At 72.2% G+C, this 21,923-nt stretch carries 17 protein-coding genes and 3 pseudogenes; 9 read left to right on the top strand and 11 right to left on the bottom strand.

All coding sequences use genetic code 11. The features are described 5' to 3' along the window. Positions 1–359: 359 nt before the first annotated feature. Entirely contained in the window at positions 360–797 is a 438-nt protein-coding gene (locus tag AB0L59_RS39015) for a VOC family protein (protein WP_365591994.1), read from the bottom strand. A gap of 147 nt (positions 798–944) precedes the next feature. On the opposite strand from AB0L59_RS39015, the gene AB0L59_RS39010 reads away from it, so the two are divergent. Continuing rightward, positions 945–1,460, top strand: a complete 516-nt coding sequence (locus AB0L59_RS39010) for a hypothetical protein (RefSeq protein WP_365591991.1) — start codon at positions 945–947, stop codon at positions 1,458–1,460. Here AB0L59_RS39010 and grpE read toward each other — a convergent pair. The 6 genes and pseudogenes from grpE to AB0L59_RS38980 all read right to left on the bottom strand — a co-directional run bounded on the left by grpE (position 1,426) and on the right by AB0L59_RS38980 (position 7,852). Next, positions 1,426–1,992, bottom strand: a complete 567-nt coding sequence (grpE, locus tag AB0L59_RS39005; RefSeq protein WP_365591989.1) for a nucleotide exchange factor GrpE — start codon at positions 1,990–1,992, stop codon at positions 1,426–1,428. The two genes, AB0L59_RS39010 and grpE, sit on opposite strands and share 35 nt — an antisense overlap. 2 nt (positions 1,993–1,994) lie before the next feature. Further along, positions 1,995–3,860 (bottom strand): molecular chaperone DnaK, encoded by a 1,866-nt coding sequence (gene dnaK / locus AB0L59_RS39000; protein ID WP_365591987.1) that lies wholly within the window; start codon positions 3,858–3,860, stop codon positions 1,995–1,997. Between the two features lie 227 nt (positions 3,861–4,087). Continuing rightward, positions 4,088–4,903, bottom strand: coding sequence for an alpha/beta fold hydrolase (locus AB0L59_RS38995; RefSeq protein ID WP_365591985.1), 816 nt, complete (start codon positions 4,901–4,903; stop codon positions 4,088–4,090). 144 nt (positions 4,904–5,047) lie between these two features. After that, positions 5,048–5,544: pseudogene (locus AB0L59_RS38990) on the bottom strand (gluconate permease); the annotation flags it as partial. Positions 5,545–5,739: 195 nt separating this feature from the next. Continuing rightward, the gene (locus AB0L59_RS38985; protein ID WP_365591983.1) at positions 5,740–5,904 is read right to left on the bottom strand and encodes a hypothetical protein; all 165 of its coding nucleotides are present in this window, start codon (positions 5,902–5,904) and stop codon (positions 5,740–5,742) included. Positions 5,905–6,400: 496 nt separating this feature from the next. Then, a complete protein-coding gene (locus AB0L59_RS38980) occupies positions 6,401–7,852 on the bottom strand; it encodes a carboxylesterase family protein (RefSeq protein WP_365591981.1) in 1,452 nt (483 codons plus the stop codon). 110 nt (positions 7,853–7,962) lie between these two features. Here AB0L59_RS38980 and AB0L59_RS38975 point away from each other — a divergent pair, with 110 nt between their 5' ends. The 3 genes and pseudogenes from AB0L59_RS38975 to AB0L59_RS38965 all read left to right on the top strand — a co-directional run bounded on the left by AB0L59_RS38975 (position 7,963) and on the right by AB0L59_RS38965 (position 9,997). After that, complete coding sequence (locus tag AB0L59_RS38975; RefSeq protein ID WP_365591978.1) at positions 7,963–8,940, top strand: Lrp/AsnC ligand binding domain-containing protein; 978 nt, start codon at positions 7,963–7,965, stop codon at positions 8,938–8,940. A gap of 254 nt (positions 8,941–9,194) precedes the next feature. Then, positions 9,195–9,416: pseudogene (locus tag AB0L59_RS38970) on the top strand (class I SAM-dependent methyltransferase); the annotation flags it as partial. Positions 9,417–9,475: 59 nt separating this feature from the next. Next, a complete protein-coding gene (locus AB0L59_RS38965) occupies positions 9,476–9,997 on the top strand; it encodes a hypothetical protein (protein ID WP_365591976.1) in 522 nt (173 codons plus the stop codon). Positions 9,998–10,090: 93 nt separating this feature from the next. Here AB0L59_RS38965 and AB0L59_RS38960 read toward each other — a convergent pair whose 3' ends face one another. Beyond that, a complete protein-coding gene (locus AB0L59_RS38960) occupies positions 10,091–10,582 on the bottom strand; it encodes a MarR family transcriptional regulator (RefSeq protein WP_365591973.1) in 492 nt (163 codons plus the stop codon). Positions 10,583–10,638: 56 nt separating this feature from the next. On the opposite strand from AB0L59_RS38960, the gene AB0L59_RS38955 reads away from it, so the two are divergent. Then, positions 10,639–11,580, top strand: coding sequence for an amidohydrolase family protein (locus tag AB0L59_RS38955; protein WP_365591971.1), 942 nt, complete (start codon positions 10,639–10,641; stop codon positions 11,578–11,580). A 313-nt stretch (positions 11,581–11,893) separates the two neighbouring features. Here the strand turns inward: AB0L59_RS38955 and AB0L59_RS38950 are convergent. Beyond that, a pseudogene (locus AB0L59_RS38950) lies at positions 11,894–12,614 on the bottom strand (FAD-dependent monooxygenase); the annotation flags it as partial. Between the two features lie 471 nt (positions 12,615–13,085). Between AB0L59_RS38950 and AB0L59_RS38945 the strand changes: the two are divergent. From AB0L59_RS38945 to AB0L59_RS38930, 4 genes are all read left to right on the top strand, one after another. After that, a complete protein-coding gene (locus AB0L59_RS38945) occupies positions 13,086–13,430 on the top strand; it encodes a hypothetical protein (protein WP_365591968.1) in 345 nt (114 codons plus the stop codon). Between the two features lie 271 nt (positions 13,431–13,701). Continuing rightward, on the top strand, positions 13,702–14,862 hold the full coding sequence (locus AB0L59_RS38940) for a hypothetical protein (RefSeq protein WP_365591966.1): 1,161 nt from the start codon (positions 13,702–13,704) through the stop codon (positions 14,860–14,862). A 274-nt stretch (positions 14,863–15,136) separates the two neighbouring features. Continuing rightward, positions 15,137–17,443 carry an FUSC family protein gene (locus AB0L59_RS38935; RefSeq protein WP_365591963.1) on the top strand — a complete coding sequence of 769 codons (2,307 nt, stop codon included), beginning with the start codon at positions 15,137–15,139 and terminating at the stop codon, positions 17,441–17,443. A 98-nt stretch (positions 17,444–17,541) separates the two neighbouring features. Further along, on the top strand, positions 17,542–17,700 hold the full coding sequence (locus AB0L59_RS38930; protein ID WP_365591961.1) for a hypothetical protein: 159 nt from the start codon (positions 17,542–17,544) through the stop codon (positions 17,698–17,700). 106 nt (positions 17,701–17,806) lie between these two features. Here the strand turns inward: AB0L59_RS38930 and AB0L59_RS38925 are convergent, their stop codons facing one another. Both AB0L59_RS38925 and AB0L59_RS38920 read right to left on the bottom strand, forming a co-directional pair. Beyond that, entirely contained in the window at positions 17,807–19,714 is a 1,908-nt protein-coding gene (locus AB0L59_RS38925) for a glycosyltransferase family 39 protein (RefSeq protein ID WP_365591959.1), read from the bottom strand. 782 nt (positions 19,715–20,496) lie between these two features. Further along, a complete protein-coding gene (locus tag AB0L59_RS38920; protein ID WP_365591957.1) occupies positions 20,497–21,726 on the bottom strand; it encodes a hydrolase in 1,230 nt (409 codons plus the stop codon). Between the last annotated feature and the right edge of the window lie 197 nt (positions 21,727–21,923).

Raw genomic sequence — 21,923 nt, 5'->3', positions numbered from 1 at the left:
GTGGGTCACTACGCCCGGCCGGACGTCTTCACGCTGCACGTCGACGAGACGGCCATGGACAGTGTGGTCCTGCGCGACCACCACGTCAGTCGCCCGGTGCGCCAGAAGCCAGGTGAAGCAGCCGGTCACGGGCCGGGTCGCGTTCTCGCCCCGGAGGGAGCCCCCGCCGACGGCGGCGGCGTCGCGCTGCCGGTCCGGGGTCCGGGTGACCGTGGGGGGACATCGACAGCACGACCTGTGCCGCCGCGCAGACCATCGCGAGACGCCTGCCCGCTCGACGAATCCGCTCGGAAGGTCGGCCTGACACGGCCACACGGGCACCCGAAGTTCTCCCCGCCACCCCCTGCTCGTTCCTGTGCTCAGCCGGACGGCGGGGGCTCCTCGCCGAAGACCCAGGGGGCCAGGACGACCAGCCAGCCGTCCGGGTCCTCGAAGGCCAGGGCGCCGTGTTCCGGCCAGTAGGGGTTCGCGGAGGGGAACGGGCTGTGGCCGTGCTCGGCGAGCCGTCGGGCGGCGACGGCGACGGCCTCCGGGCCACGCAGGTAGAGCACCAGCTGGTTCTCCGGGTTCGGCTCGGGAATCCGGGGCGGGTCGCCGTGCTGCAGCAGCTCCATGTGCACCGGCGTGCCCGGCAGACCGAGGACGATGCCGTCGTAGCCCTGGTGACCGCGCCACTGGGCGAGTACCGGCAACCCGAGGACATCGCGGTAGAAGACGAGGACGTCGTCGTAGTTCGCGGTCGGCCGAGCGAAACGGACCGCCCCTACGTCGAGGTGGCTGGGCCAGGAGTGAGACATGAGCCGATCCTGGCATGCCCCGGCCATGGGCGGATCGGGCCCCGGACCTACGACCGCAGTCCCCCTCGTGCCGGGCGGTGAGAAGAGCGACGCCCGCTCGGCAGCCGGTCGACGCCGTATGAGCGAGGATGGGAACGAGGCGCTGACATGGCACGCATGCTCGTCAGGGATGACGATCTGGTCGTGCGGCTGGCCTGGTGGGAGCAGGCGGCCGTACGCCATGGCGATGTGCGTGTGCCGCTGGCAGCGGTGTGCCGGGTGACGGTCGAACCGGACTGGTGGCGTGCACTGCGCGGAGTGCACCGGCACGGCATCCAGATCCCCGGCACTCTGTGCCTGGGCACACGCGCGCATCAGGGCGGGGAGGACTTCGTGGCCGTACGCCCCGGCAGACCCGTGGTCTGCGTCGAACTGTGGCCGTCCGCTCCCTACCGGCTGCTGGCCGTGGCCGCGGTGAGCGAGCCGACAGCCGACGCCATGGCTCGCAGGTTGCGCCGGGGCGCGCCGAAGGCCGACGCATCCACACCCTGGCGGCAGCCACTGCCTGTACCCGAGGAATCGGAGCAGCGGCCCGCCGGCATGCCTGCTCTGGAGCCGGCGGGCCTCCGGGGTGGTCACACCAAGGCCGTCAGCCGCGCCGATCGTCGCGCCCCGCAGGCGTGAGGCGCGGACAGTCGCTGTCTCTCGGCCCTACGCGTCGAGGGCCAGCGCGATCGTGCCCGAGAGGGTTCCTCGCGGGTGGCGCCGCGCCGGTGACCTCCACGTCGGCCGGACGGAGCAACAGGGAACCGAGCCGGAAGCCGGGGCGCAGGATCTTCGTGCACACCAGCTGATCGGCGTCGGGTGAGACGTGATGGGTGAGGGCGTCGTGGTACGCCGGGTCGAAGGGCTCACCCTCCTCCCCGAACGCCTCGAGCCCCAGGGACCCCAATTGGGCGCGCAGGGTGTCGTTGATGTCCTTCAGGCCCGTCGTCATCGGCTCGTGCGCGCACGTGCGGTCGACGGCGTCCAGGACGGGCAGCAGGGCGCGCAGGACGTTGGCCACGGCGATCTCGCACACGGCCGTGCGGTCCCGGCGCACCCGCTTACGGTAGTTGTCGTACTCGGCCTGCACCCGCTGCAGGTCGGCCGTGCGTTCGTCCAGCAGACGCCGCAGCCGACCGGGGTCGGTGTTCTGCGGCCGGCCCTCTTCCATCGTCAGCCCGCCTCCGGCTTGTCGTCGTCGACGATCTCGGCGTCCACCACGTCCTCTTCCGAGGAGGCGGCGGAGGTGTCAGAGGGCGTGCCCGTGCCCGCGGACGCCTGGCCCTCCGTGCGGGACCTCTCGTACAGCGCGGTGCCGATCTTCTGCGCCGCCTCGGCCGCCCGCTCCATGGCCTGCCGGATCGCCGCGGTGTCCTCGCCCTTCAGGCGCTCCTTCAGCTCCGCGAGCGCGCTCTCCGTCTCGCTCTTCGCGTCCGCCGGGATCCTGTCGGGGTTGTCCTGGATCAGCTTCTCGGTGGAGTAGACCAGTTGTTCGGCCTGGTTACGGGTCTCGGCGGCCTCCCGGCGCCCGCGGTCCTCCTCGGCATGCTGCTCGGCCTCGCGGACCATGCGGTCGATGTCGTCCTTGGGCAGCGCCGAGCCCCCGGTCACGGTCATCTTCTGTTCCTTGCCGGTGCCGAGGTCCTTCGCCGAGACGTGCATGATCCCGTTGGCGTCGATGTCGAAGGCGACCTCGATCTGCGGCACTCCACGCGGTGCGGGCGCGAGGCCCGTGAGCTCGAACATGCCGAGCTTCTTGTTGTAGGCGGCGATCTCCCGTTCGCCCTGGAAGACCTGCACGGTCACCGAGGGCTGGTTGTCCTCGGCGGTGGTGAAGATCTCCGAACGGCGGGTCGGGATCGTGGTGTTGCGCTCGATCAGCTTCGTCATGATGCCGCCCTTGGTCTCGATGCCGAGGGACAGTGGGGTGACGTCGAGGAGGAGGATGTCCTTGACCTCGCCTTTGAGGACACCGGCCTGGAGCGAGGCGCCGACGGCCACCACCTCGTCCGGGTTCACCCCCTTGTGCGGGTCCTTTCCCGTCAGCTCCCGCACGAGCTCCGTCACCGCCGGCATCCTGGTGGAACCGCCCACCAGGATGACATGGTTGATGTCCGACACCTTGATCCCGGCGTCCTTGACCGCGTTGTGGAAGGGGCCCTTGCAGCGTTCCAGCAGATCCGCTGTCAGCTGCTGGAACTGGGCGCGGGTGATTTTCTCGTCCAGGTGCAGCGGACCTTCCGCAGAGGCCGTGATGTAGGGCAGGTTGACGGCCGTCTCCGACGAGCTGGACAACTCGACCTTGGCCCGCTCCGCGGCCTCCCGCAGACGCTGGACGGCCATCTTGTCCTTGGCGAGATCGATGCCGTAGTTGTTCTTGAAGTTCTTGGCCAGGTGATCGACGAGCCGCTGGTCCCAGTCGTCGCCGCCGAGGTGCGTGTCGCCGTTGGTGGCCTTCACCTCGATGACGCCCTCGCCGATCTCCAGCAGGGACACGTCGAAGGTGCCGCCGCCCAGGTCGAAGACGAGGACCGTCTGGTCGTTCTCCTTGTCCAGCCCGTACGCCAGCGCAGCCGCCGTCGGCTCGTTGATGATCCGCAGCACGTTGAGTCCGGCGATCTCCCCGGCCTCCTTGGTCGCCTGTCGCTGCGCGTCGTCGAAGTAGGCGGGGACGGTGACCACGGCGTCGGTGACGTCCTCGCCCAGGTGCGCCTCCGCGTCCCGCTTCAGTTTCTGCAGCACGCGTGCGGAGATCTCCTGCGCCGTGTACCGCTTGCCGTCGATGTCTCCGTGCTCGGGGAACCGCCAGCCGTGATCGCCCATGTGCCGCTTCACGGAACGTGCGGTGCGGTCGACGTTCGTGACGGCCTGCCGCTTGGCGACCTCCCCGACCAGTACCTCGCCGTTCTTCGCGAAGGCCACGACCGAAGGCGTCGTCCGGGCCCCTTCCGCGTTGGTGACCACGGTGGGCTCGCCGCCCTCGAGGACCGAGACCACGGAGTTCGTCGTTCCCAGGTCTATACCGACCGGACGCGCCATCGGGACCCTCCTCCTCGTCCGCACCCCGTCACCGGGGCCTCGCCGACCCGGCCCGCTCCCACCGGAGGCGTACCGCGCGGGGTGACGGCTCCGGGACGGTGCCCCGAGGAACGCGTTCCCCGGGCGGCGGCCGGGTGACGCTCGTGGTCCAGCACCTCCATTTTCGGCCACCCGGCTGACGCGTGCGAGCCCGCGAGGCGGGGTCGTCCGGGGATGTCCGCGGCCGCTCAGCCGTGGGTGGGCACCTGGGTGGTGAGGAAGTCCAGCAGGACGCTGTTGAAGCGCTCGGGCTGCTCGGCGCTGGGCAGGTGCCCCGCGTCCTCGATGGAGGCCATGGTGGCGTGCGGGACGAGCCGGTGGATCTCCTCCGCATCGGTGATCGGCGTGTAGACGTCGTCCGCGCCGACGACGATCAGCACGGGTTCCCGTACGGCGGGCAGGGTGTCCCGGTAGTCCGGGCGTTCGGCCCGCCCGCGCAGTGCCGCCGCGGCACCGCGTGGGTCGGTGGCGCGCATCATGTCCAGGACCCGCTCGGCGACGTCCGGCATCGCGGAGACGTTGTACGCGGCGAGCATCTTGTCGATCACCTCACCCGCGTAGCCGTCCATGCCCTCGGCCAGGAGCCTGTCGGCCAGGCGGTTGCGGAACTCCTTGCCCTCGTCGGTCTCGGCGGGGGCGGAGGTGTCCGACAGGACGAGGGCGTGCACCCGTCGCGGGTGGCGGCGCCGGAACTCCATCGCGATCTGACCGCCCATGGAGACGCCGCCGACCACAGCTCGCTCGATGCCCAGGTGGTCGAGAAGCGCGGCGAGGTCGTCGGCGAAGTCGGAGAGGAAGACCTTCCCGGGCGTGACGTCGCTGCTGCCGTATCCGCGCAGGTCGGGGGCGACGACCCGGTATCCGGCTTCGCTCAGCGCCTTGGCCTGGGGTGCCCACAGAGACCGGTTGAACGGGTGCCCGTGGATCAGCAGGACCGGCAGTCCGGTCGAGGGGCCGAGGTCGTCGTAGTGGATGCCGGCACCGCGCAGGTCTATCGCGTTCATGTCGGCACCCTAACTCCATGATCGCCGGCGGGTGGACGTTTTGCGCCCGACATCGCCGTGTGGCCGCCTCGCCCCGCGTGTGCGGACGCCGAACACGAGCGGCTCGGCGAACTGCGTGGTGGCGCGGGGGAGTCGGCGACGAGCAAGAATCGACTCCATGGCCAGGACGCCGCCGGGGCCGAGGACCGAGAGCACGGTCGAGTAGGCGGTGCGTGCCTTGATCGCGTCGATGACGGACAGGTTGAAGTACTCCTTGCGCCTCCAGAATCCCGGGTCGTTGACGTGTGAGAAGGCGATCGATCCGCAGGAGATGGCGAGGACCATGATCTCGGGGTGGTGGACCCCGCTGCCGGCGGCAGCGGCAGGGCCACGCCCGTGAGTGACGACGGCGACGGTCGCCGAGCCGAGGGCGACGCGGAGGAGGGCCGCGCTGAGCCAGGCCAGGACGACGGGCGACAGGGACCAGTCGGTGGCGTGTCCGATGCAGTCCGAGAGCCCACCGTCCACGAGGACCCACGATGGAAGGCGCCGCCCGCGCCGGCCACGAGCAGGATCGTCGCCGTGGGCTGGGCGGCCGCCCGGCAGGAGGCGCCGACCTCGTCCGGGCCGCGGCCGATCCGCGGGCCGAACGCCCGGATCGCGTCCTGTTCGGGGGCGCCACGCCGAAGAGCACCGCCGGCGTGCCCTTGACCCCGCGGTCGGCCGCCGGAAGCGGCGGGTCCTGCGAGAGCCGGACTCGGTGGAGCCGCGCGTCGCCCACGGACCGCGTCGCCTGCCTGCAGGTGCGCCGGGCCGGCAGATACGCCGCTGCTCGGCCCGGCGATGTCCGCGCCGGCCTAGACGTCGCGGCAGGGGACGCGCGCGGCGAGTTCGGCCGCGAAGTGCCGCGCTTGCGCCCCCCAGTCGTGGTCGGTCCCGCCGAAGTGCTGGAGGACGCCGAGCAGTTCGTGTGCCTCCGAGAGGGTGAACAGGGGCAGTCGCGGTTCGTGCGGTTCGGGCATGCCGGGTGCGGAATGGATGAGTTCGTCCATGCCGGGCGCAACGGGTGCAGACCGAGCGGGTTACGGCCGGCGACCAGCCCTGGGCGGGGTCTTTGCCGAAGGCACGTCCTTTGGGCGGGGACGGCGCCGTATGTGCGGCCTGGGCCTGTCCTCGTGGCGCGACGCTGCCGGCACAAGCCGTCGGCTGCGTCGCCCGAGCCCCCCCACGGGTCCGGCCGCGCCGGGGCCGCTTCGCGCGGGGACCGTCAGAGGCGGCCACGTCGTTGAGTGGGGCGCCGGTGGGATCGGCCGCGCTTCGCTCGGCTCCGGGCCAGGGGCGGCCTGCTCCGGCCCGCGGACGGGAGCGGTGTCAGCCCGCGCCGCGGATCGGTGGCAACCCGCGCCGCGGATCGGTGACAGCCCGGCGCCGGGTGGCGGTGGGCGAACGCCGGGCCGGCAGGCGGCGGTGTGGGCAGGGTACTTCGCACGGCACCAGGCGTGGAGGGCCTGCCTGTGCTCAGCCGAAGTGCCGGATGCGGGCGGCCGTGGCGGGTGCGTAGGGCGGCCAGTCGTGCACCGATCCGGTGGTGACGAACTCGGCGACGGCGGTGGCGAAGGTACGTCCCAGGGCTCGCTCGGCCTCCGCGGGCCTGCCCAGCATCGGGCTGTCCGGGTAGGCGTCGAAGGTGTTGAAGAGGAAGGGCAGTTCGCCGCAGTGGGTGGCGCCCAGGGCGTGCTCGTCCTCAGCGGGCCGGTAGTCGAACCGGTAGACGTAGGTCGGGTTGCCGCCGGCCGCGTGGTGGTCGGCGATCTGCAGCGCACCGTCGCGGAACAGCTCATCGGTCTGCACCGCGGTGAAGATCTGCGCCGGTGTGGCCTGCGGAAGCCGGGCGGCGTGCCGCTGGTAGACCTCTCGGGCCTGCTCGCCGATCTGTCCGTGCAGGATGTCCAGCGCACCGGCGGAGGTGAGGTTCTGGATGCGCGGGTCGAAGGCGAAGAAGGCCGTTGCCTCGTCCCGGGTGGTTCCGATCAGCAGCGCCTTGCCTCCCAGAGCGCCGTCCGCGAGCCCCTGCTGCCAGGCGTGGGGGACACCGGGCCCGCCGAGCACCGGGTACATCGGCGGCGCCGCGGTGCCCGGTCGGGCGAGCCGCCCCGCGAGTCGGCCGTAGGCGGACAGCAGCTGTTCAACGGGCAGTGCGCGCAGGTGCTTCGCGGCGTCGGCGCCGTCTGGTACGCCGAGCAGGCGCAGGTAAGCCTCGGCGTTCTCGGCGGCGTTGCCCGGGTCCTGCGGGGGCAGACCGAAGGGGCCGCTTTCCAGGAGCACCCGGGTGACGAGCCCCGTGGTCTGTGGATCGAGCGCGAGTGACAGGGCGGAGTAGGCTCCCGCAGACTGTCCCCCGACCGTCACATCGTGCGGGTCGCCGCCGAAGGACGCGATGTTGTCCCGCACCCAGCGCAGTACGGCTGCCTGGTCCTGAGGGCCGAGGTTGGCGGCACCGATCTCCGGCAGGTACAGATAGCCGAGCGGTCCCACCCGGTAGTTCGCGGTCACCACGACGATGTCGCCCAGTGCGGCCAGCCGCCCCCCGTCGTACCAGTCCCAGCCGCCGGAGCCGCTGGTGAAACCGCCGCCGTGCCACCAGACCAGGACCGGGCGGGGCGCGCCGCCCGACAACGCCGGCAGCGGAGCGTGGACGTTGACCGTCAGGCTGCCGTCCTCGTCCCAGTCCGGCACGCGGTGCCCCATCACCCGCTCCAGCCGGGAGGCCGCCTGGGGAACAGCCGGCCCGGCCTGGGCCGCCTCCCTCACCCCGGTCCATCCGGGGTGCGGCTGCGGCGGTGCGAAACGCAGCTCACCGACCGGCGACGCGGCATAGGGGATTCCCCGGAAGGAGATCACCTCGCCTCGTGCGACCCCCCTGACCCTGCCGCGGTCCGTGTCCGCGGTCCGGCCCTCGATGTCCGTCATCGTGCTCACCTCTCGCGTTCCGTCTGCTCTGTGCAGGTTCTCTCCACGAGCACGAATCTGGGTCAGAGAGGAGGACCGAATCGTGAAAGAAGGACATACGATCTCGCGATATGGAGAAAACAGGTCATCGACTCAACGACACGGACAGCCGCATCGCCGCCGCGATGCTGGCCTCCCCGCGCGCCTCGTGGCGCACGGTCGGCCGAGTCCTGGGCCTGTCGGAGCGCACCGTGGTGCGGCGTGCGGCACCGCTGTTCCACGACGGCACGCTGCGTGCCACAGCCGTACGCAACCCGGTGTGGTTCCCCGATCTGATTCCACTGGCCCTGCGCATCCGGTGCCGCCCGAACAGGATCAGCGCCATCGCCGCCACCCTGGCGCGCCGCCCCGACACCCTCTGGGTGGACGTCCTCGGCGGAGGCGACGAGATCTGCACGATCCTCTTCCTGGACGGGCCGGAGGCGCGCAACGCGCTGCTGTTGCGCGACCTTCCGGCCACACCAGCGGTCCAGTCCTGGACCTCGCATGTTCTGCTGCGGGTCTTTCCGGCGGCCTTCCACTGGAGCGGTGGTCTGCTGTCGGACGCGGAGCTGACCGGCCTCCGGCCGGAGACGCCGGCGGCACCTGCCCGGCCCTCCCTCCTGCCCGTCGACCGCCCGCTGATCGCCGCGCTGATCGAGGACGGACGAGCCTCCTACACCGATCTGGCGCGCCGCGCCGACACCACCCCGCTCACCGCCCGCCGCCGGCTTGAGGCACTGGTGGGCGGCCAGGTCCTCAGACTCGCGACCGAAGTCGACCTCGCCCGGCTGGGCATCCGCACCGAGGCACTCCTGTGGATCACGGTGGCACCCGGCGTCCTGGAGGAGACGGGCCGGCAGCTCAGCCGCCACCCACAGGTACGTTTCACCTCAGCCACCACCGGCCCGGCCAACCTCCTCGTGGCCGTCGCCGCAGCCGACCTCGACGCGCTCTACCACTTCCTGACCGACACCGTCGGCGCGTTGTCCCACATCTCCACCATCGAGGTCACGCCCATCCTGACGGGGGTCAAGAGAACCGGGCTGGTCCGCCCGGGCAGCCTGTGAGCGGACCGCGCGGGGGCCTCGAGCACGCGGTGTGCCGTGCCCGCGGTGACGTCGGCGCTCGCCGTGTGACCGGGCGCGTCCGGACCCGCTGTTGGTCGATAGGAGGGCCTTCCGGCCGACTTCTCGTGTCATCTGCCAGTACGGCCGCCGGACGGGCGGAGAAGACGCTGTGCCGCGACCGCGCCGGGCGGACCTCCGTGACCGGGCGGCCGGCATGGCCAGGTACGAGATGAAGCACGGGACGGGGAGGACACGTGAGCGTGCAGCAGTACGACGAGATCGGCGAGGCATTCGAGGGCTTCAAGTCCCTGCCGCTGACGCGTTACGGGGAGGTGCCGAGCTTTTTGGCCCTGGTCGGGGACGTGAGCGGCGGGTCGGTTCTCGACCTGGCCTGCGGCACCGGTTTCTACAGCAGGGAGTTCCAGCGGCGCGGCGCCACGGATGTCCTCGGAGTCGACATCTCGGTCGAGATGATCGCCGCCGCACGGGAGAGCGAGCAGCGTGCCCCGATGGGTGTGCGCTACGAGGTCGGTGCGTGGCCGAACCGCGTCCTGTCGACGCGCGCTTCGACATCGCGCTGGGAGTGCAGTGCCTCAACTACGCCGAGGACGTCGCGGCGATGGAGCGCATGTGCCGCAACATCCACCGAGGCCTGGTGCCGGGCGGGGAGTTCCTCGTGCTCGCCCAGAAGCCCGACTACCGGTTCGACTGTCCGTCCCTGGACAAGTACGGGTTCCGCTGCGAGCCGACCGGCGGGGAGATCGAGACGGGACTGCGGGTGCGGGTCACGGCTCTCCTCGCCCCGCAGCCGATCAGCATCATCAGTGCGGTCCCGCGCCGCGAGGTCTACGAGAAGTGTCTGCGGGCGGCCGGGTTCAGCGAGCTGGAGTGGGTTCCGCTGCGGGTGTCCGAGGCCGGCATCCGTGAGTTCGGGGAGGACTTCTGGGCGGACCTCCTCGCGCACCCGCCGCTGGAGATGCTCGCTGCCATGCCCGACCGGCCGAGTGGCCGGACCTCGCAGGGTTCCGCCGTGCGGATCCTCGGGACGGCGCCGTGAGCGGCGCACGGGCCGGACAGGGCCGGGTAGGGACGCCCGGCAGTGTCCTTTTTGCTGCGGCCGGACCTGTGCCCTGCCACTCCGGCCGCCGGATCAGGCGGAGTCCGTACCGGTGTCCGACTCCGAGACGAGTTCGGTCAGGCGGTGCAGGAGCGTGACCAACTGGACTCGCTCGGTGGGTGTGAACGCCTCGTAGGCCCGGGTCTGGCGCTCCCGCAGCAGGGACCGGAGCAGGGCGAGGCGGCCGGCTCCGTCGTCGGTGAGGCTGACCAGGACGCGCCGCTCGTCCTCGGGGGAGCGGCGGCGCACCACGACACCCCTGGCCTCCAGCTGCTGCAGCATGCGGGTGGCGGTGGGGACGCTGACACCCGCACTGCTCGCCAGCCGGCCCACCGGGATGTCCGGCTCCGCGGCCAGGGGTTCGAGGAGCGAGACCTGGGCCATGGAGAGCCCGCCGAAGTGCTCGGCCCCTGCCGAACGAGCCCGCCGCATGGCGACGAAGAGCGCGTCGGCCGCCTGTGCGATCTCCTCGGCGGCCACGTCCTCACGCGCCGCCATCCGCTCGCCATTGCTGCTGTCACCCATGGTTGGTAACTTAACAGAGTAATGATTAGCGAGCTAAATATTAGGAGGCGAAGAACATGTCCTCTCCTCGCCGTGTCGACGTCCACCAGCACCTCGTCCCGCCGGCCTACCGGGAGGTGATGGACCGGCACGGCGTCACGGCCGGCGGCTGGCCCACTCCCGTCTGGGACGCACGGAGCGCGATCGCGATGATGGATCGCCGGTCGATCGCGACGGGCATCCTGTCGATCAGCGCGCCGGGCACCCACTTCGGCGACGACACCGAGGCCCGAGCGGTCGCGCGCGACGCCAACGAGTACGCCGCCGAGCTGGCCAAGGACCGGCCCGACCGCTTCGGGTTCTTCGCCGCCCTCCCGCTGCCGGACGTCGACGGTGCGATCGCCGAGGCGGCCTACGCGCTGGACGAACTGCGCGCCGACGGCGTGGTGCTGATGTCCAACGTCCGGGGCCGCTACCTCGGCGACAAGGAGTACGGGGCGCTGTGGGCCGAGCTCGACGCCCGAGGCGCAGTGGTCTTCGTCCACCCCGACGTACCCCCGATGCCCATGCTGGAGGGCATGCCCGCTCCCCTGGTGGACTTCCCCTTCGACACCACCCGCACCGCGGTGCACATGACGCTCAACGGCGTGATGGGCCGGCACACCCGGATGAAGGTGATCCTCTCCCACGCGGGTGGCTTCCTGCCCTACGCGGCCTGGCGGTTCACCGCCGGCGCGCCGTTCAACGCCGGCACCACGCCACTGGGCATCCTGACCGACCTCCAGCGCTTCTACTTCGACACCGCGCTGTCCTCCACGCCGTCCGCCCTGCCCTCGCTCCTCGCCTTCGCCGCCCCCGGGCACATCCTCTACGGCAGCGACTTCCCCTTCGCTCCGGAGGAGTTCGGCGCTCTCCTCGACTCCATGCTGGACGGCTACGCGGGCTTCGAGCCCGGCCAACTGGACGCGATCAACCGCGGCAGCGCCGAGATCCTCTTCCCCCGTCTCGCGGGTGCCTGAGCACACGCCCCCGCGACAGGCCGGGTGAGGGACACGGATGCCGGGCCCGAGGGCGCTGAAGCATGCCTCGATCCGTCGGCCGTGGCCGGCGAAGGGGGCGGTGGTCGGGAGGCTCGCCAGGACGGTGCGGCCGGGTGGAGGGACCGGTCAGCCGTCGCTCGAGATCGTCACGTCTGACGGCGAGGGCGTCGGCCGGGTCCAGGCCCGGGAACCGGGTCGCCAATGGTTCGCTCGGCACCCTCAACAGCGGGGAAACCTGAGCCCGTCGTCCGGCCGTCGGGCTCGTCCCGGCGTCTCCGTCAGGCGGGGGGCCGACGCGGTCCGGCCGCAGCAGTACGGCGTCCGCCCGGCCGGTGCGCAGCCCGTCGGCGAGTGTGCCGTCGTCGTGGAGCCCGGTCACCGGGACGGCGCGGACGCCGAACCCCAGGGCGAGCGCGGTCGGCGGCGGCGAGCGATCGGCGGCGGTCAGGACGGTGATGGAGTCGCCGAGCGGCTCGTCGAGACGGGTACGGCGGCCGTCGCCGCTCATCCGCGGTGGCGGGCGGTGGGTGCTCGCCCCCCCCGGCGGGGACCGCGCCGTACGAAGGGCCCGCCGGTCAGGGGTGTGCTGAGATCACGGCCGGCCGCCCTGGTCAGGCCGGGTATGCGGCAGGCGGCGGCGAGGAGCCTGCGGCGCGCGGGGCGGCGCCGTCCTGGCCGCCGGTCACGGCCCAGCCCCGGGCGGCCGCGAGCCGGATCACATGCCGGGTGTGCGGCCTGCGCTCGCTCCCGTTGGTGTCCAGCAACCTTTCGTCGCCGCCCCGTTGGAGTGGACGGGGGAGCTTCCAGGTGAGGTCGCAGGCGTCCCGCAGCCCCGCACACAGCCCTTGCCCGATGACGGGCGGGGTGAGGTGCGCCGCGTCCTCACCGGGGAACGCCCGTCCGTCGCGCCACCGTTCGGCGACGCGCGCCCGGAAGGTGTACTCCGTCTCGCGGGCGACCTCGAAGTCCCCGTCGTACGGGACCGGCGGCCATGCGGCGATGAGCTCGCACAGCGGCGGAGGTTCCTCACCGCGGCACACCACGCGCACCGGGAAACCCGGGGGATCCAGCAGATCGACGGCGTTGCCGCCGCCCGGGACGCCGGCGTCCCGTACGGGCGTGCCCGTTGCCGGGGCCAGCCGGTCCAGGTCGGCACGTTCCGCCGCGCGAACGCCGGGCCGGTCAAGCGAGAGGCTCGTGCGTGCGGCGACGGCGGACCCGCGACACCTCCAGGCACAGTGCGACAGTGAGGAATCAGCAGCTTTGACAGATTGATCGTCAACAGCCGACCTCGGCGAGGTGATGGGGTGTCCCGTCGGCGGGCGCCCGCGTTGTCGCTTGGCGCCCGCTGCCCGACCTCGACTGACGGGGGCTGGGCCGCCGGCCGGTCGGTGATGGTGGCCGGACGGGGTAGTGACCCGCGTGTTGCGGGGTGCTGCCGACGTGCCGGCGGCAGACTGGGAAGCCCGAACTCGGAGCAGCCCATGTCGATTGATCAGCGGTCGGCCGAGTTGGGATCGGCGCTGCCGCCCGCGGCGAAGGTGTCTCCAGGGCAGGAACTCCCCTTTACCGCGTTCCGTGTCCACGGCGACCGCGCCTGCGTCCGCGGCCACGCGGCGCTCGGACCTGACGGAGCCCCCGTCGGTCCGTACGGGAGCGTGCCGAGCGGGCTGGTACCGGATGCCGCCCGGGAATCCGGCCGCCAGGCGACCCTGTCCGTGCCGAGCGACCTGCGCCCGGCCCGGCGGGGCCTGGACCGGCTCACCGCCACCGCCCCGCCGCTCGGCCGGCCTGCCCTCGTCTCCGCCGAGGTGGAGATCACCGGCTGATGGCCAGGGAGCGACGGCCCTCCGCACCGGTGTTGCGCCGCCAGGAACGTCGGCTGGGCCGGCGTACGACGGTTGCTGTGCGCCTTGCCGGTACCGGTGGGGGACCGGCCGGCCCCGATCCGCGTGGGAGATCGGCGCCCGCAGTCCGGCGGCAGGCTCGGCACCCGGGTACGGAAGAGGCCGACCAGCAGCCCGTACGGCTCGGGGGGCCCGGCCGGACAACCACCGCGTCGGTCTTTCCCTCTTCCTCCGTGAGCGAGAGGGGGGCGCCATGAGGGCCGGCTGGCAGCGGATGGTGGCCGTTGGCGTGTGCGGTGGGGTGCTGAGCTGCGGGGGTCTGGCGCGGCCGGCCGCCGCCGACCAGGACCCCCCGACGATCAGCCAGGCCTTTGCGGGACCACGCCCCGGAGAGGCCATCGGTATCGACCTGCTCAACTACGAAAGAAGGCCGGGGGTGCGCCTGGTGGCCGAGTCCCCGGTCTTCGCGGCCCCGATCCGGATGGACGGCCCCGCGGGGGACACCGACGGGGAAGGCGTCAAGGCGCGTATCCCCGCCTGGGTCAAACCCGGTTTCTATCCGCTCGTCGTGAGGGCACGCGGCAGGGTCGTGGCCCGTGACACCATCGAGGTCAAGCCGCCGAAGCGTCCCTCCATCGACGTGGACGAAGACGGCGCGGGGCGGCCGGGCACCAAGGTGAACCTGTTCTTCGACGACCTGTATCCCGGCGAGACCGGCGACTTCTTCACGGCCCACTCACCGGCATTCGCCTCGCCGGTCCGCCTCGCACACGACGAGCGGTCCTGGAACAACACCCGCACCTTCAACGCCCTGAACGTGCGCTTGCCGCACACTCTCAAAGACGGGACGTACGCGGTGTGGGTGACCGACGCGCACGGGCGGCGGAAGGCCGTGAGCCGGCTGGAAGTCCGCTCCGCCCGCCCCGGCGACGAGGACTACGTGGGCAAAGCCGAGGGCCCCGCGTTCTTCGGGGAGGCGGACCATCTGCTCAACGCCCGGGCCAAGGGATTCACGATCGCGCCGGGCACCACGATGTACGTCAGGTGGCAGGACGCGCATCCGGACCCCGGGGAGGAGGAGCGGATGACCGCGACATCCCCGGCCTTCCAGGGCCCGGCCAAGCTGAGCTTCGATCTCCTCAAGGGACGTGAGGGCGATGACCCGATCTTCTGGGGTCCTGCGCGGGTCAGGCCCGACCTGGAACCGGGCTCGTATCCCGTCACCGTCGTCAGCCACCGCGGGCGGGTGAAGAAGACCAGCTACCTCACCGTCACGCAGGGCTCCCCCCGTCACGCCGACGACGGCGGACCGCCGGCCGCCGTGTGGGCGGGTGCGGCCACCGGAGCCGTCGCTCTCGGCGCCGCCGCCGCGGTGCTGCTGATCCGGAGGCGCAGGGGCACGTCCCCCTCCTGACCGGGAGAGGGGGCCGCTGCCCTTGCACGTCTGCCGCCGCAACGCCCTCCGACGACGACACCCTCATGCCGGGGCTCGAGGCAGCGGGCCAGGTCCGAACCGGATGCCCGGGGCCGCGCCCAGCCACGGGTGATCGCGCACCGCTGGGGACGGGAAGGTGATTCCGGGGGACCGCCGCCGCACACTGGGTTGAGGAGGCCGGCTTCGTGTTCGCATATGAATGTGTGGGGCGGGGGTGTCGTGGCGGCCGGGGCACTGTCGGCGGGAGGTGTGCATGTCCGTGCGGATCCCGGTACCGAACCCGGCCGTGCCCCGCTGGGTGACGTGGTTGTGCGACCGCGACCCTGATCTGGCGGCGACGCGGCGGGCCGGGCGGACCGCGATCGTGATGCCGGCCCTGTTCGCGCTGTGCAGTCAGGTTTTCCACTCCCCGACGATGGCGAGTTTCGCCGCGTTCGGGTCCTTCTCGATGCTGCTGCTGGTCGACTTCAGCGGCCCGATGGTGGAGCGGCTGCGGGCTCAGACGGGCCTCGCGTTGGCCTGGGGGGTGCTGATCTGTGTGGGCACCTTGGTGGCGCGCGTGACCTGGCTGGCCGTCGTCACGACACTGCTGGTCGGCTTCGCGGTGCTGTTCTGCGGCGTCGTCAGCTCACTGCTGGCGGGCAGTACGACGGCGCTCCTGCTGGCGTTCGTCCTGCCGGTCACGGCACCGGTGCCGCTGTCGCAGCTGCCCGAGCGCCTCGCGGGCGCCGGGCTGGCGGCAGCGGCGGCGCTGCCCGCGGTCTGCCTGCTGTGGCCGCGGCCCGTCGCCGATCCGCTCAGCGCGCCCGCGGCCCAGGTCTGCCGCAGCGCCGCGACACACCTGCGCACGGACGCCTCCGGCCTGGGCGGACAGGGACCGGTGCCCGATGCCGCGCAGCGCCGGGCCGCGGCCGACCGGACCGCCGACACCAGCGCGGAACTGCGGCGCGCCTTCGACACCACCCCGTACCGTCCCACCGGGCTGTCCACGACCTCGCGCGCCCTGGTCCGCCTGGTCGACGAGCTGACCTGGCTGAGCACCATCCTGGCGGACCGACCCGCGTACACCGACAGGCCCCCGGCCTGCGACCCGGCCGCGCGTACGGTGCGCCTGGTCGCCGCCGACGTCCTGGATCACGCCGCCGACCTCCTGACGGGCATGCGCGGGGACGCCGGCCCGCTGCGTGCGGCCATGGCGGAACTGCGGACGACCATGAGGGGAATGGAGCGGAGTTCCACGGTCCGCCTCCCCGCCGACCACCCGGTCGGCGCCGGTGCGGCGGACGTCTACGGGTTCATCGCCACGCTCGACCTCTCCTTCCGTGCCCAAGAGCTCGGGTTCGCCGTCCTGCAGATCGCCGGCAATGTCGAACTGGCCGCCACCGCATGGCAACGCCCCTGGCTCGACCGGCTCCTCGGCCGTGAACCGGGCGTGCTGACCGCACCGCTGGCACTGGCCCGCGAACGGGCCGCAGCGCATCTCGGACCGCGCTCGGTGTGGCTGCACAACAGCCTGCGCGGCGCCGTCGGACTGGGCATCGCGGTGCTCCTCGCCGATCTGACCGGCGTGCAGCATTCCTTCTGGGTGCTGCTCGGCACCCTGTCCGTGCTGCGTTCCAACGCGCTCAACACCGGCCAGAACGCCTTGCGGGCGGTGCTCGGAACCGTGGTCGGCTCCTTCATCGGCACCGGGCTGCTGCACCTGATCGGGCACCACGGCACCGCCCTGTGGTTCCTGCTGCCCCTCGCCATCCTGGTGGCCGGCATCGCTCCCGCCGCCATCTCCTTCACGGCGGGGCAGGCCGCGTTCACCGTCACCCTCGTCGTGCTGTTCAACATCGGCCACAGCCCCGACTGGCACATCGTCCTGTTCCGCGTGCAGGACATCGCCCTGGGCTGCGCGGTCAGCATCGTCGTCGCGCTGTTCTTCTGGCCCCGAGGCGCCGCGGCGGCCGTGCACAGGGCTCTCGCGGAGGCGTACACCGACAGCGCCCACTACCTTGTCGACGCGGTGCACTACGCCCTGGGCCTCTCCGACCCGTCGGACCCCGGCGCGTCCGTCGGCGACCCGCTGCAGCGGAACCGTCAGGCAGCGGCCTCCGCCCGCCGCCTCGACGACGCCTTCCGCACCTACCTGGCCGAACGCGGCGCCAAACCCGTGTCCTTGGCGGACATGACCACACTGGTCACGGGCGTGGCCGCCCTGCGTCTGGCCGCCGACGCGGTCCTCTCCTTGTGGCGGGGCGTCGGTCCGGCGCACGCGAACGCCGCCCGTACCGGCGCCGACCGTGCCGTCGTCGGTACGGCGTCCCGCGTCATGGAGTGGTATTGCCGCTTCGCGGCGAGCCTCGGCCGCCAGGCGCCCATCCCCGACCCCGTGCCGCTCCTGCCCAAGGCCGCGTCGCAGCTCGTGGAGTCCGTCCGCACCGACCTCGTCGACGGCCGGGGTCAGGCCACGGCCACCGCGGTCCGCGTCATCTGGACCAACGACCACGTCGATGTCGCCCGCCGCCTCCAGCCGGGCCTCGCCGCGGCGGCACAGGGCAGCGCCGCCCACTGAGCTGCGGGCGCCGCGCCGGTGGCATCCGACGCGGGGCCGGGGCACCTTCGAAGGCGGCGACATCACGCCGATCGGCGACGGAGTTCGTACTGACGGGCATGAGCGAACGCGTCTCCCGCCGGGCCATGCCCCACGTCGCCTCCGCCGTTTTCAGGCAGGCAGGCAGGCAGGCAGCCGCCGACGGCGTGATCGTCGCCGCCATGCCCGGGTCCGCGCGCCGCCACGAGGCCTTGGCCGTGGCGGCGGCCATCGCATGACGTGCCCCCTCATCCGCGGCGCTGCGCGTCACGGCAGGCGGCCGCCCGCGCGCCCTCGCCGTGACGGGACGGCGCCGCGGGCTTTCGGGGGCCGAAGCGGCCGCCCTCAGCGCTGTCGGCCGCAGTCGTAGAGGCGGAAGCCGCCCTTGGTGCGCCAGCCGTAGTCACCGGAGCGGACGCGTGTGCAGTGAGACTTCACCCAGGTCGTGGCGGGAGTGGTGGGACGCAGGGGAGTGAGCAGCGCGTAGCGGAGCTGGTGAGTGGTGACCAGGGTGGCGAGCCGGCCGGCGGTGGGGAAGGGGGTCAGCCCGGTGAAGCCGCCCATGACGAGGATCGGCTGGGACCGGGCGCGCAGCAGGCGTTCCGCCGGATACGCGGCCTGGGTGGCGACCAGGTACTTCTCGCCGTGCCGGTGCTTGGTGAGGTAGTCGAGCAGGGCCGTGTCGCGGGCGCTGGGCTCGTCGAGACCGACCCGGCGCAGCGCGGATCGGTGGTGGACGGCGCTGAGGTAGGCCTTGCCCACCGGACCGGCTGTCGGCGATGTGGAGGCGCCGGCGTAGAGCGGGTCGAGACTGGAGGCGGCCCAGCCGGCGGGCACGAGCAGAGTGGCCGCGATTCCGGCGGCCAGCGAGCCCTGGACCAGCCCTCCGTAGGGGCGCGACCCGCTGGCCCACAGGCCTGTCGCGCCGCCCACGCCGAGGAGCAGGGCGAGCACCACCAGCCAGGCAGCGAACTCGGTGGACAAGTCGAGAACCAGCGCCCAGGCCACCGTCAGCAGGATGGCCGCCGGCAGGAACCAACGCCGCCGGCCGGCTGCCTCGTACTCGGACCGGAAGAGCGCGAGCCCGCCGCCCGCGAGTGCGGCGATCGACGGCGCGAGCACGGCCGTGTAGTAGGGGTGATTGCCGTTGGAGACGCTGAACACCACGGCATGGACGGCCAGCCAACCGCCCCAGAGGAGGAAACCGGCGCGTTGCAGGTCGGTGCGCGGTTGGCGGGCACGCCAGACCACGCCCAGTACGCCCGCGAGCACGGCGAGGGGCAGGAGCCAGGCGACCTGGGGGCCGACGGTGTGGTTGACCAGCATGCCCCAGCCCGTGTTGCCGGACGTCCGGCTCGCGGCGGTCGCCGACACGGCACCGAACGCGGTGTCGTCGTCGCTGAACCGGCTCATGCCGTTGTAACCGAAGACCAGGCTGAAGGGATTGTTGTTGGAGGTGGCGTCGACGTACGGGCGGTCGGCGGCGGGCGTTGCCCAGGCGACCAGGGTCCACGAGCAGGAGACGGCCAGCGCGACCACGCCACCGAGCAGGAGGCGCAGAGCCCGTTGCAACCGCGTTCCGCCAGCCGCGAGTTGGTAGACGACGGCGAAGACCGGCAGCACCAGCCAGGCCTGCAGCATCTTCGTCTGGAAGGCGAGCCCGACCCAGATGCCACAGGTGATCAGCGGGAGCAGCCGCTCGGTCCGCACCGATTTCTGCAGGGCTCCGGCCGCTGCCACCAGCAGCAGAGTGAGTGCGGTGTCGGGGATGGTGGCCCTGTTGAGTACCACGGTGACCGGGGTGAGGGTCAGCGCCAGCGCGGCCATCAGCGCGGCGAACGGCCCGGCCCAGGCCCGTACGATCCGGTGGAGCAGCCACACGGTGAGCACACCCTCGATGACCTGCGGGAGGGCGGCCGCCCAGGTGTGCGGGCCGAAGAGCCAGACGCCGATGGCCTCGGGCCAGAAGGCGCCGGGCAGCTTGTCGAGGGTGATCGAACCGCTCGGGTCGAGACCGCCGAAGAAGAAGGCCCGCCAGCTGGTGGCCATCGACCGTATCGCCGCGCTGTAGTAGGGGTGGATCGCGGCGTGCCCGATGCCCCACGCGTACAGCAGTGTGGCGGCGACCAGCACCGCGGCCAGCGCCGGGCGCTCCCAGCGTGCCGGAGCTTCCGGCCGGCCGCTGCGGCGGTTCGATGCCCGGTGACGGCGGCCCTGGGGGCCGGCGGTGGGGGCGGTGGGGATGGTGGCCATGGCGGTGGTCCTTGGATCAGTGGTCAGGCGGAGTGGCGGACTACAGGCGGCAGGCTGCCCGGCAGCCGCGGACACGGGGCGCGGGCCGTCCAGCGGTACGCCGCCCCACGAATCCTTGACAGTCGCGGCGTTGGCGGCGGAACGGCTGGTGCCGAAGCCGGGGCGGCCTTGGCGGTCGAGGCGGCTCGTGCCCATACCCCCGTGGTGGTCAACGGCCGTGGCCGGGGGTGCCATGCCGTCGGCCGCGCCCGGAGCCGACATGTCGGTCGCCACGGACGCGTCGACGGCGCGGCGCGTCGCCGGAACTCCGCTGCCGACAACGGCGGTTGCCGACGGAGGGACGTCCGCGCCCGCCCGGTCCCCAGCGGCCGACCCGGCTCCTGGCACCCGCCCGGTTCGGATGCCGCCCGGTCCGGCGACGGCGCGGACGGCTGCCACCGGCGGCGGCACGACGGGCAGGACGCCCGGCGGGTGCGCAGGCCGGGCAGCGGCGGGGCGACGGCGCGCAGGCCGCGCCGGGATGAGGCGTCCGGGACAGGGCGGGCAGGGCGGCGAATCCTCTCTCGACCGGTGGCGAGCGCTCGAACGTTCGACAAGCGCACACTGTAGCCGCATGGGATCACGCAACCATCACACCCGTGTCCCCGGTCCGTCTTCGACAGGGGACGATCCGGCGACTGGCTCAGGAGGCCCTGAGCCAGTCGTTCACCCGGTGACCAGGATGAACCCGGCCGGACGGGCCGAGCCGGGCCCCACGCGAGGGCCCGTTTTCCGCGGTCCGGTCAGCGGACGAAGGAGATCTCCGGGTAGCTCCGCGCGGGTCCGTCCAGCAGCGTGCTGTGCTTCTTCCGCAGCTCCTGGTCGAAGAAGGCGGCGAGGTAGACGCGCTGGATCTTGATCGCCCGGTCGGGGTCGATCGTGCCGTACTGCTCCTGCACCTGCGCCGGGGACATCCCGAGCATGCTCGCCACCTGCGGCACCAGCCACTCGTTGTCGCTGAACGACAGGTGCCTCGAGCCGTGGAGCTGGATGTCGACCCGGTACCCCTTCAGGTGCGGCCACAGCTTGCGCCACGACGAGTCGTTGTTGCGGTTGTGCGTGCCGGAACTGAAGAGCATGAACGGGCGGCTCAGGTCCTTGCTCGGCGCCGTGCCGAAGAACTGGCCGTCCAGGTTGGCGCCCGCGTCGATGCGGTGGTCCAGCTGCATCGCGGTGTCGACCGCGGCGCCGCCCAGCGACCAGCCGAACATCCCGATGCGGGACGTGTCCACGGTCTTCGACAGACCGGAGGGGAGCTTGGCGTGGTCGGCGTCCGGGTTGCCGCCCTTGGCGATGGTGCCGAGCTGGTTGATGACGAAGCGGATGTCGGCAGCGCGCACGTTGAGCGTGTCGGAGGAGTGCGCGCCCGCCGGCATGGTGTTGACCTCGAGCCGTCCGCCCGGGAACTGCACCTCGCTGGCGTCGTGGGTGTGGTCGACGGCGATGACGATGTAACCGCGGCTGGCGAGATCCTCGGCGAGGGCGGTGCCCATGGCACGGTCCGAGTGCAGCCCCGTCGAGTACAGGAGCACGGGCAGCTTGCCGAGCTTGGTGGTGACGGGGGCGAGGTCGTGGCCGGCGGTCTGCGGCAGCGTGACCTGCTGCGGCGACAGGCCGCGCGAGTAGAGGAAGTGAGCCCCCGAGACCGACGGCATCCACGGCACCTGGGCGTGCCCGGACGTGGACGAGGCCGGGTACCAGTACGTCACCATCAACTCGCGCGCCCTGTTGCCCGGGACGTAGGGGTCCGTGCGCGACTTGTCGACGAGGTGCTGGCTGAAGGTGCCGACCTGGTAGGGCCCGCTCGGCGCGGGAAGCGAGAGCTGGACAGCCGAGCGGCCACGGCTGAGCGCGGGAGCCGGATGCGTGCCCTTGGGCAGGGTCGCGCTGTCGTTCTCGGGTGCCCAGGGAGCCTTCTGGTCGGGCGACGCTCCGGTGGCCGCCTGCTCGTTGGGCGTCTTCCCCGCGGCCATCGCCGGCGTCATTCCGGCACTCAGGGCGACGGCCAGCACACCTGCGGTACCGACTGCTCGGGATATGAGTCTGTGGCGGTGACGCGGTCTGCGGTGTTGCATGTAACTCCCCTGGTGATCACAGGCCACTGGCCTGGCGATAGTCAGGGGCACACCGTACCGCTGCCCGGGCCAACGGAGTTCGGGGCCACCTGTTC

This window comes from Streptomyces sp. NPDC052109 (assembly GCF_040680195.1).
Classification (GTDB): domain Bacteria; phylum Actinomycetota; class Actinomycetes; order Streptomycetales; family Streptomycetaceae; genus Streptomyces.
The sequence above is the reverse complement of the archived record's forward strand: the minus strand, read 5'-3'. Positions and strand labels throughout refer to the sequence as shown.

Coding starts and splice junctions, on each gene's coding strand:
- AB0L59_RS38995 (WP_365591985.1), bottom strand. CDS start 4,903: ATGAACGCGATAGACCTGCGCGGTGCCGGCATCCACTACGACGACCTC.
- AB0L59_RS38955 (WP_365591971.1), top strand. CDS start 10,639: ATGTCCTCTCCTCGCCGTGTCGACGTCCACCAGCACCTCGTCCCGCCG.
- AB0L59_RS39010 (WP_365591991.1), top strand. CDS start 945: ATGGCACGCATGCTCGTCAGGGATGACGATCTGGTCGTGCGGCTGGCC.
- AB0L59_RS38935 (WP_365591963.1), top strand. CDS start 15,137: ATGTCCGTGCGGATCCCGGTACCGAACCCGGCCGTGCCCCGCTGGGTG.
- AB0L59_RS38975 (WP_365591978.1), top strand. CDS start 7,963: ATGGAGAAAACAGGTCATCGACTCAACGACACGGACAGCCGCATCGCC.
- AB0L59_RS38930 (WP_365591961.1), top strand. CDS start 17,542: ATGAGCGAACGCGTCTCCCGCCGGGCCATGCCCCACGTCGCCTCCGCC.
- AB0L59_RS38960 (WP_365591973.1), bottom strand. CDS start 10,582: ATGGGTGACAGCAGCAATGGCGAGCGGATGGCGGCGCGTGAGGACGTG.
- AB0L59_RS38925 (WP_365591959.1), bottom strand. CDS start 19,714: ATGGCCACCATCCCCACCGCCCCCACCGCCGGCCCCCAGGGCCGCCGT.
- AB0L59_RS38985 (WP_365591983.1), bottom strand. CDS start 5,904: ATGCCCGAACCGCACGAACCGCGACTGCCCCTGTTCACCCTCTCGGAG.
- dnaK (WP_365591987.1), bottom strand. CDS start 3,860: ATGGCGCGTCCGGTCGGTATAGACCTGGGAACGACGAACTCCGTGGTC.
- AB0L59_RS38980 (WP_365591981.1), bottom strand. CDS start 7,852: ATGACGGACATCGAGGGCCGGACCGCGGACACGGACCGCGGCAGGGTC.
- AB0L59_RS38940 (WP_365591966.1), top strand. CDS start 13,702: ATGAGGGCCGGCTGGCAGCGGATGGTGGCCGTTGGCGTGTGCGGTGGG.
- AB0L59_RS38920 (WP_365591957.1), bottom strand. CDS start 21,726: ATGGCCGCGGGGAAGACGCCCAACGAGCAGGCGGCCACCGGAGCGTCG.
- AB0L59_RS38945 (WP_365591968.1), top strand. CDS start 13,086: ATGTCGATTGATCAGCGGTCGGCCGAGTTGGGATCGGCGCTGCCGCCC.
- grpE (WP_365591989.1), bottom strand. CDS start 1,992: ATGGAAGAGGGCCGGCCGCAGAACACCGACCCCGGTCGGCTGCGGCGT.
- AB0L59_RS39015 (WP_365591994.1), bottom strand. CDS start 797: ATGTCTCACTCCTGGCCCAGCCACCTCGACGTAGGGGCGGTCCGTTTC.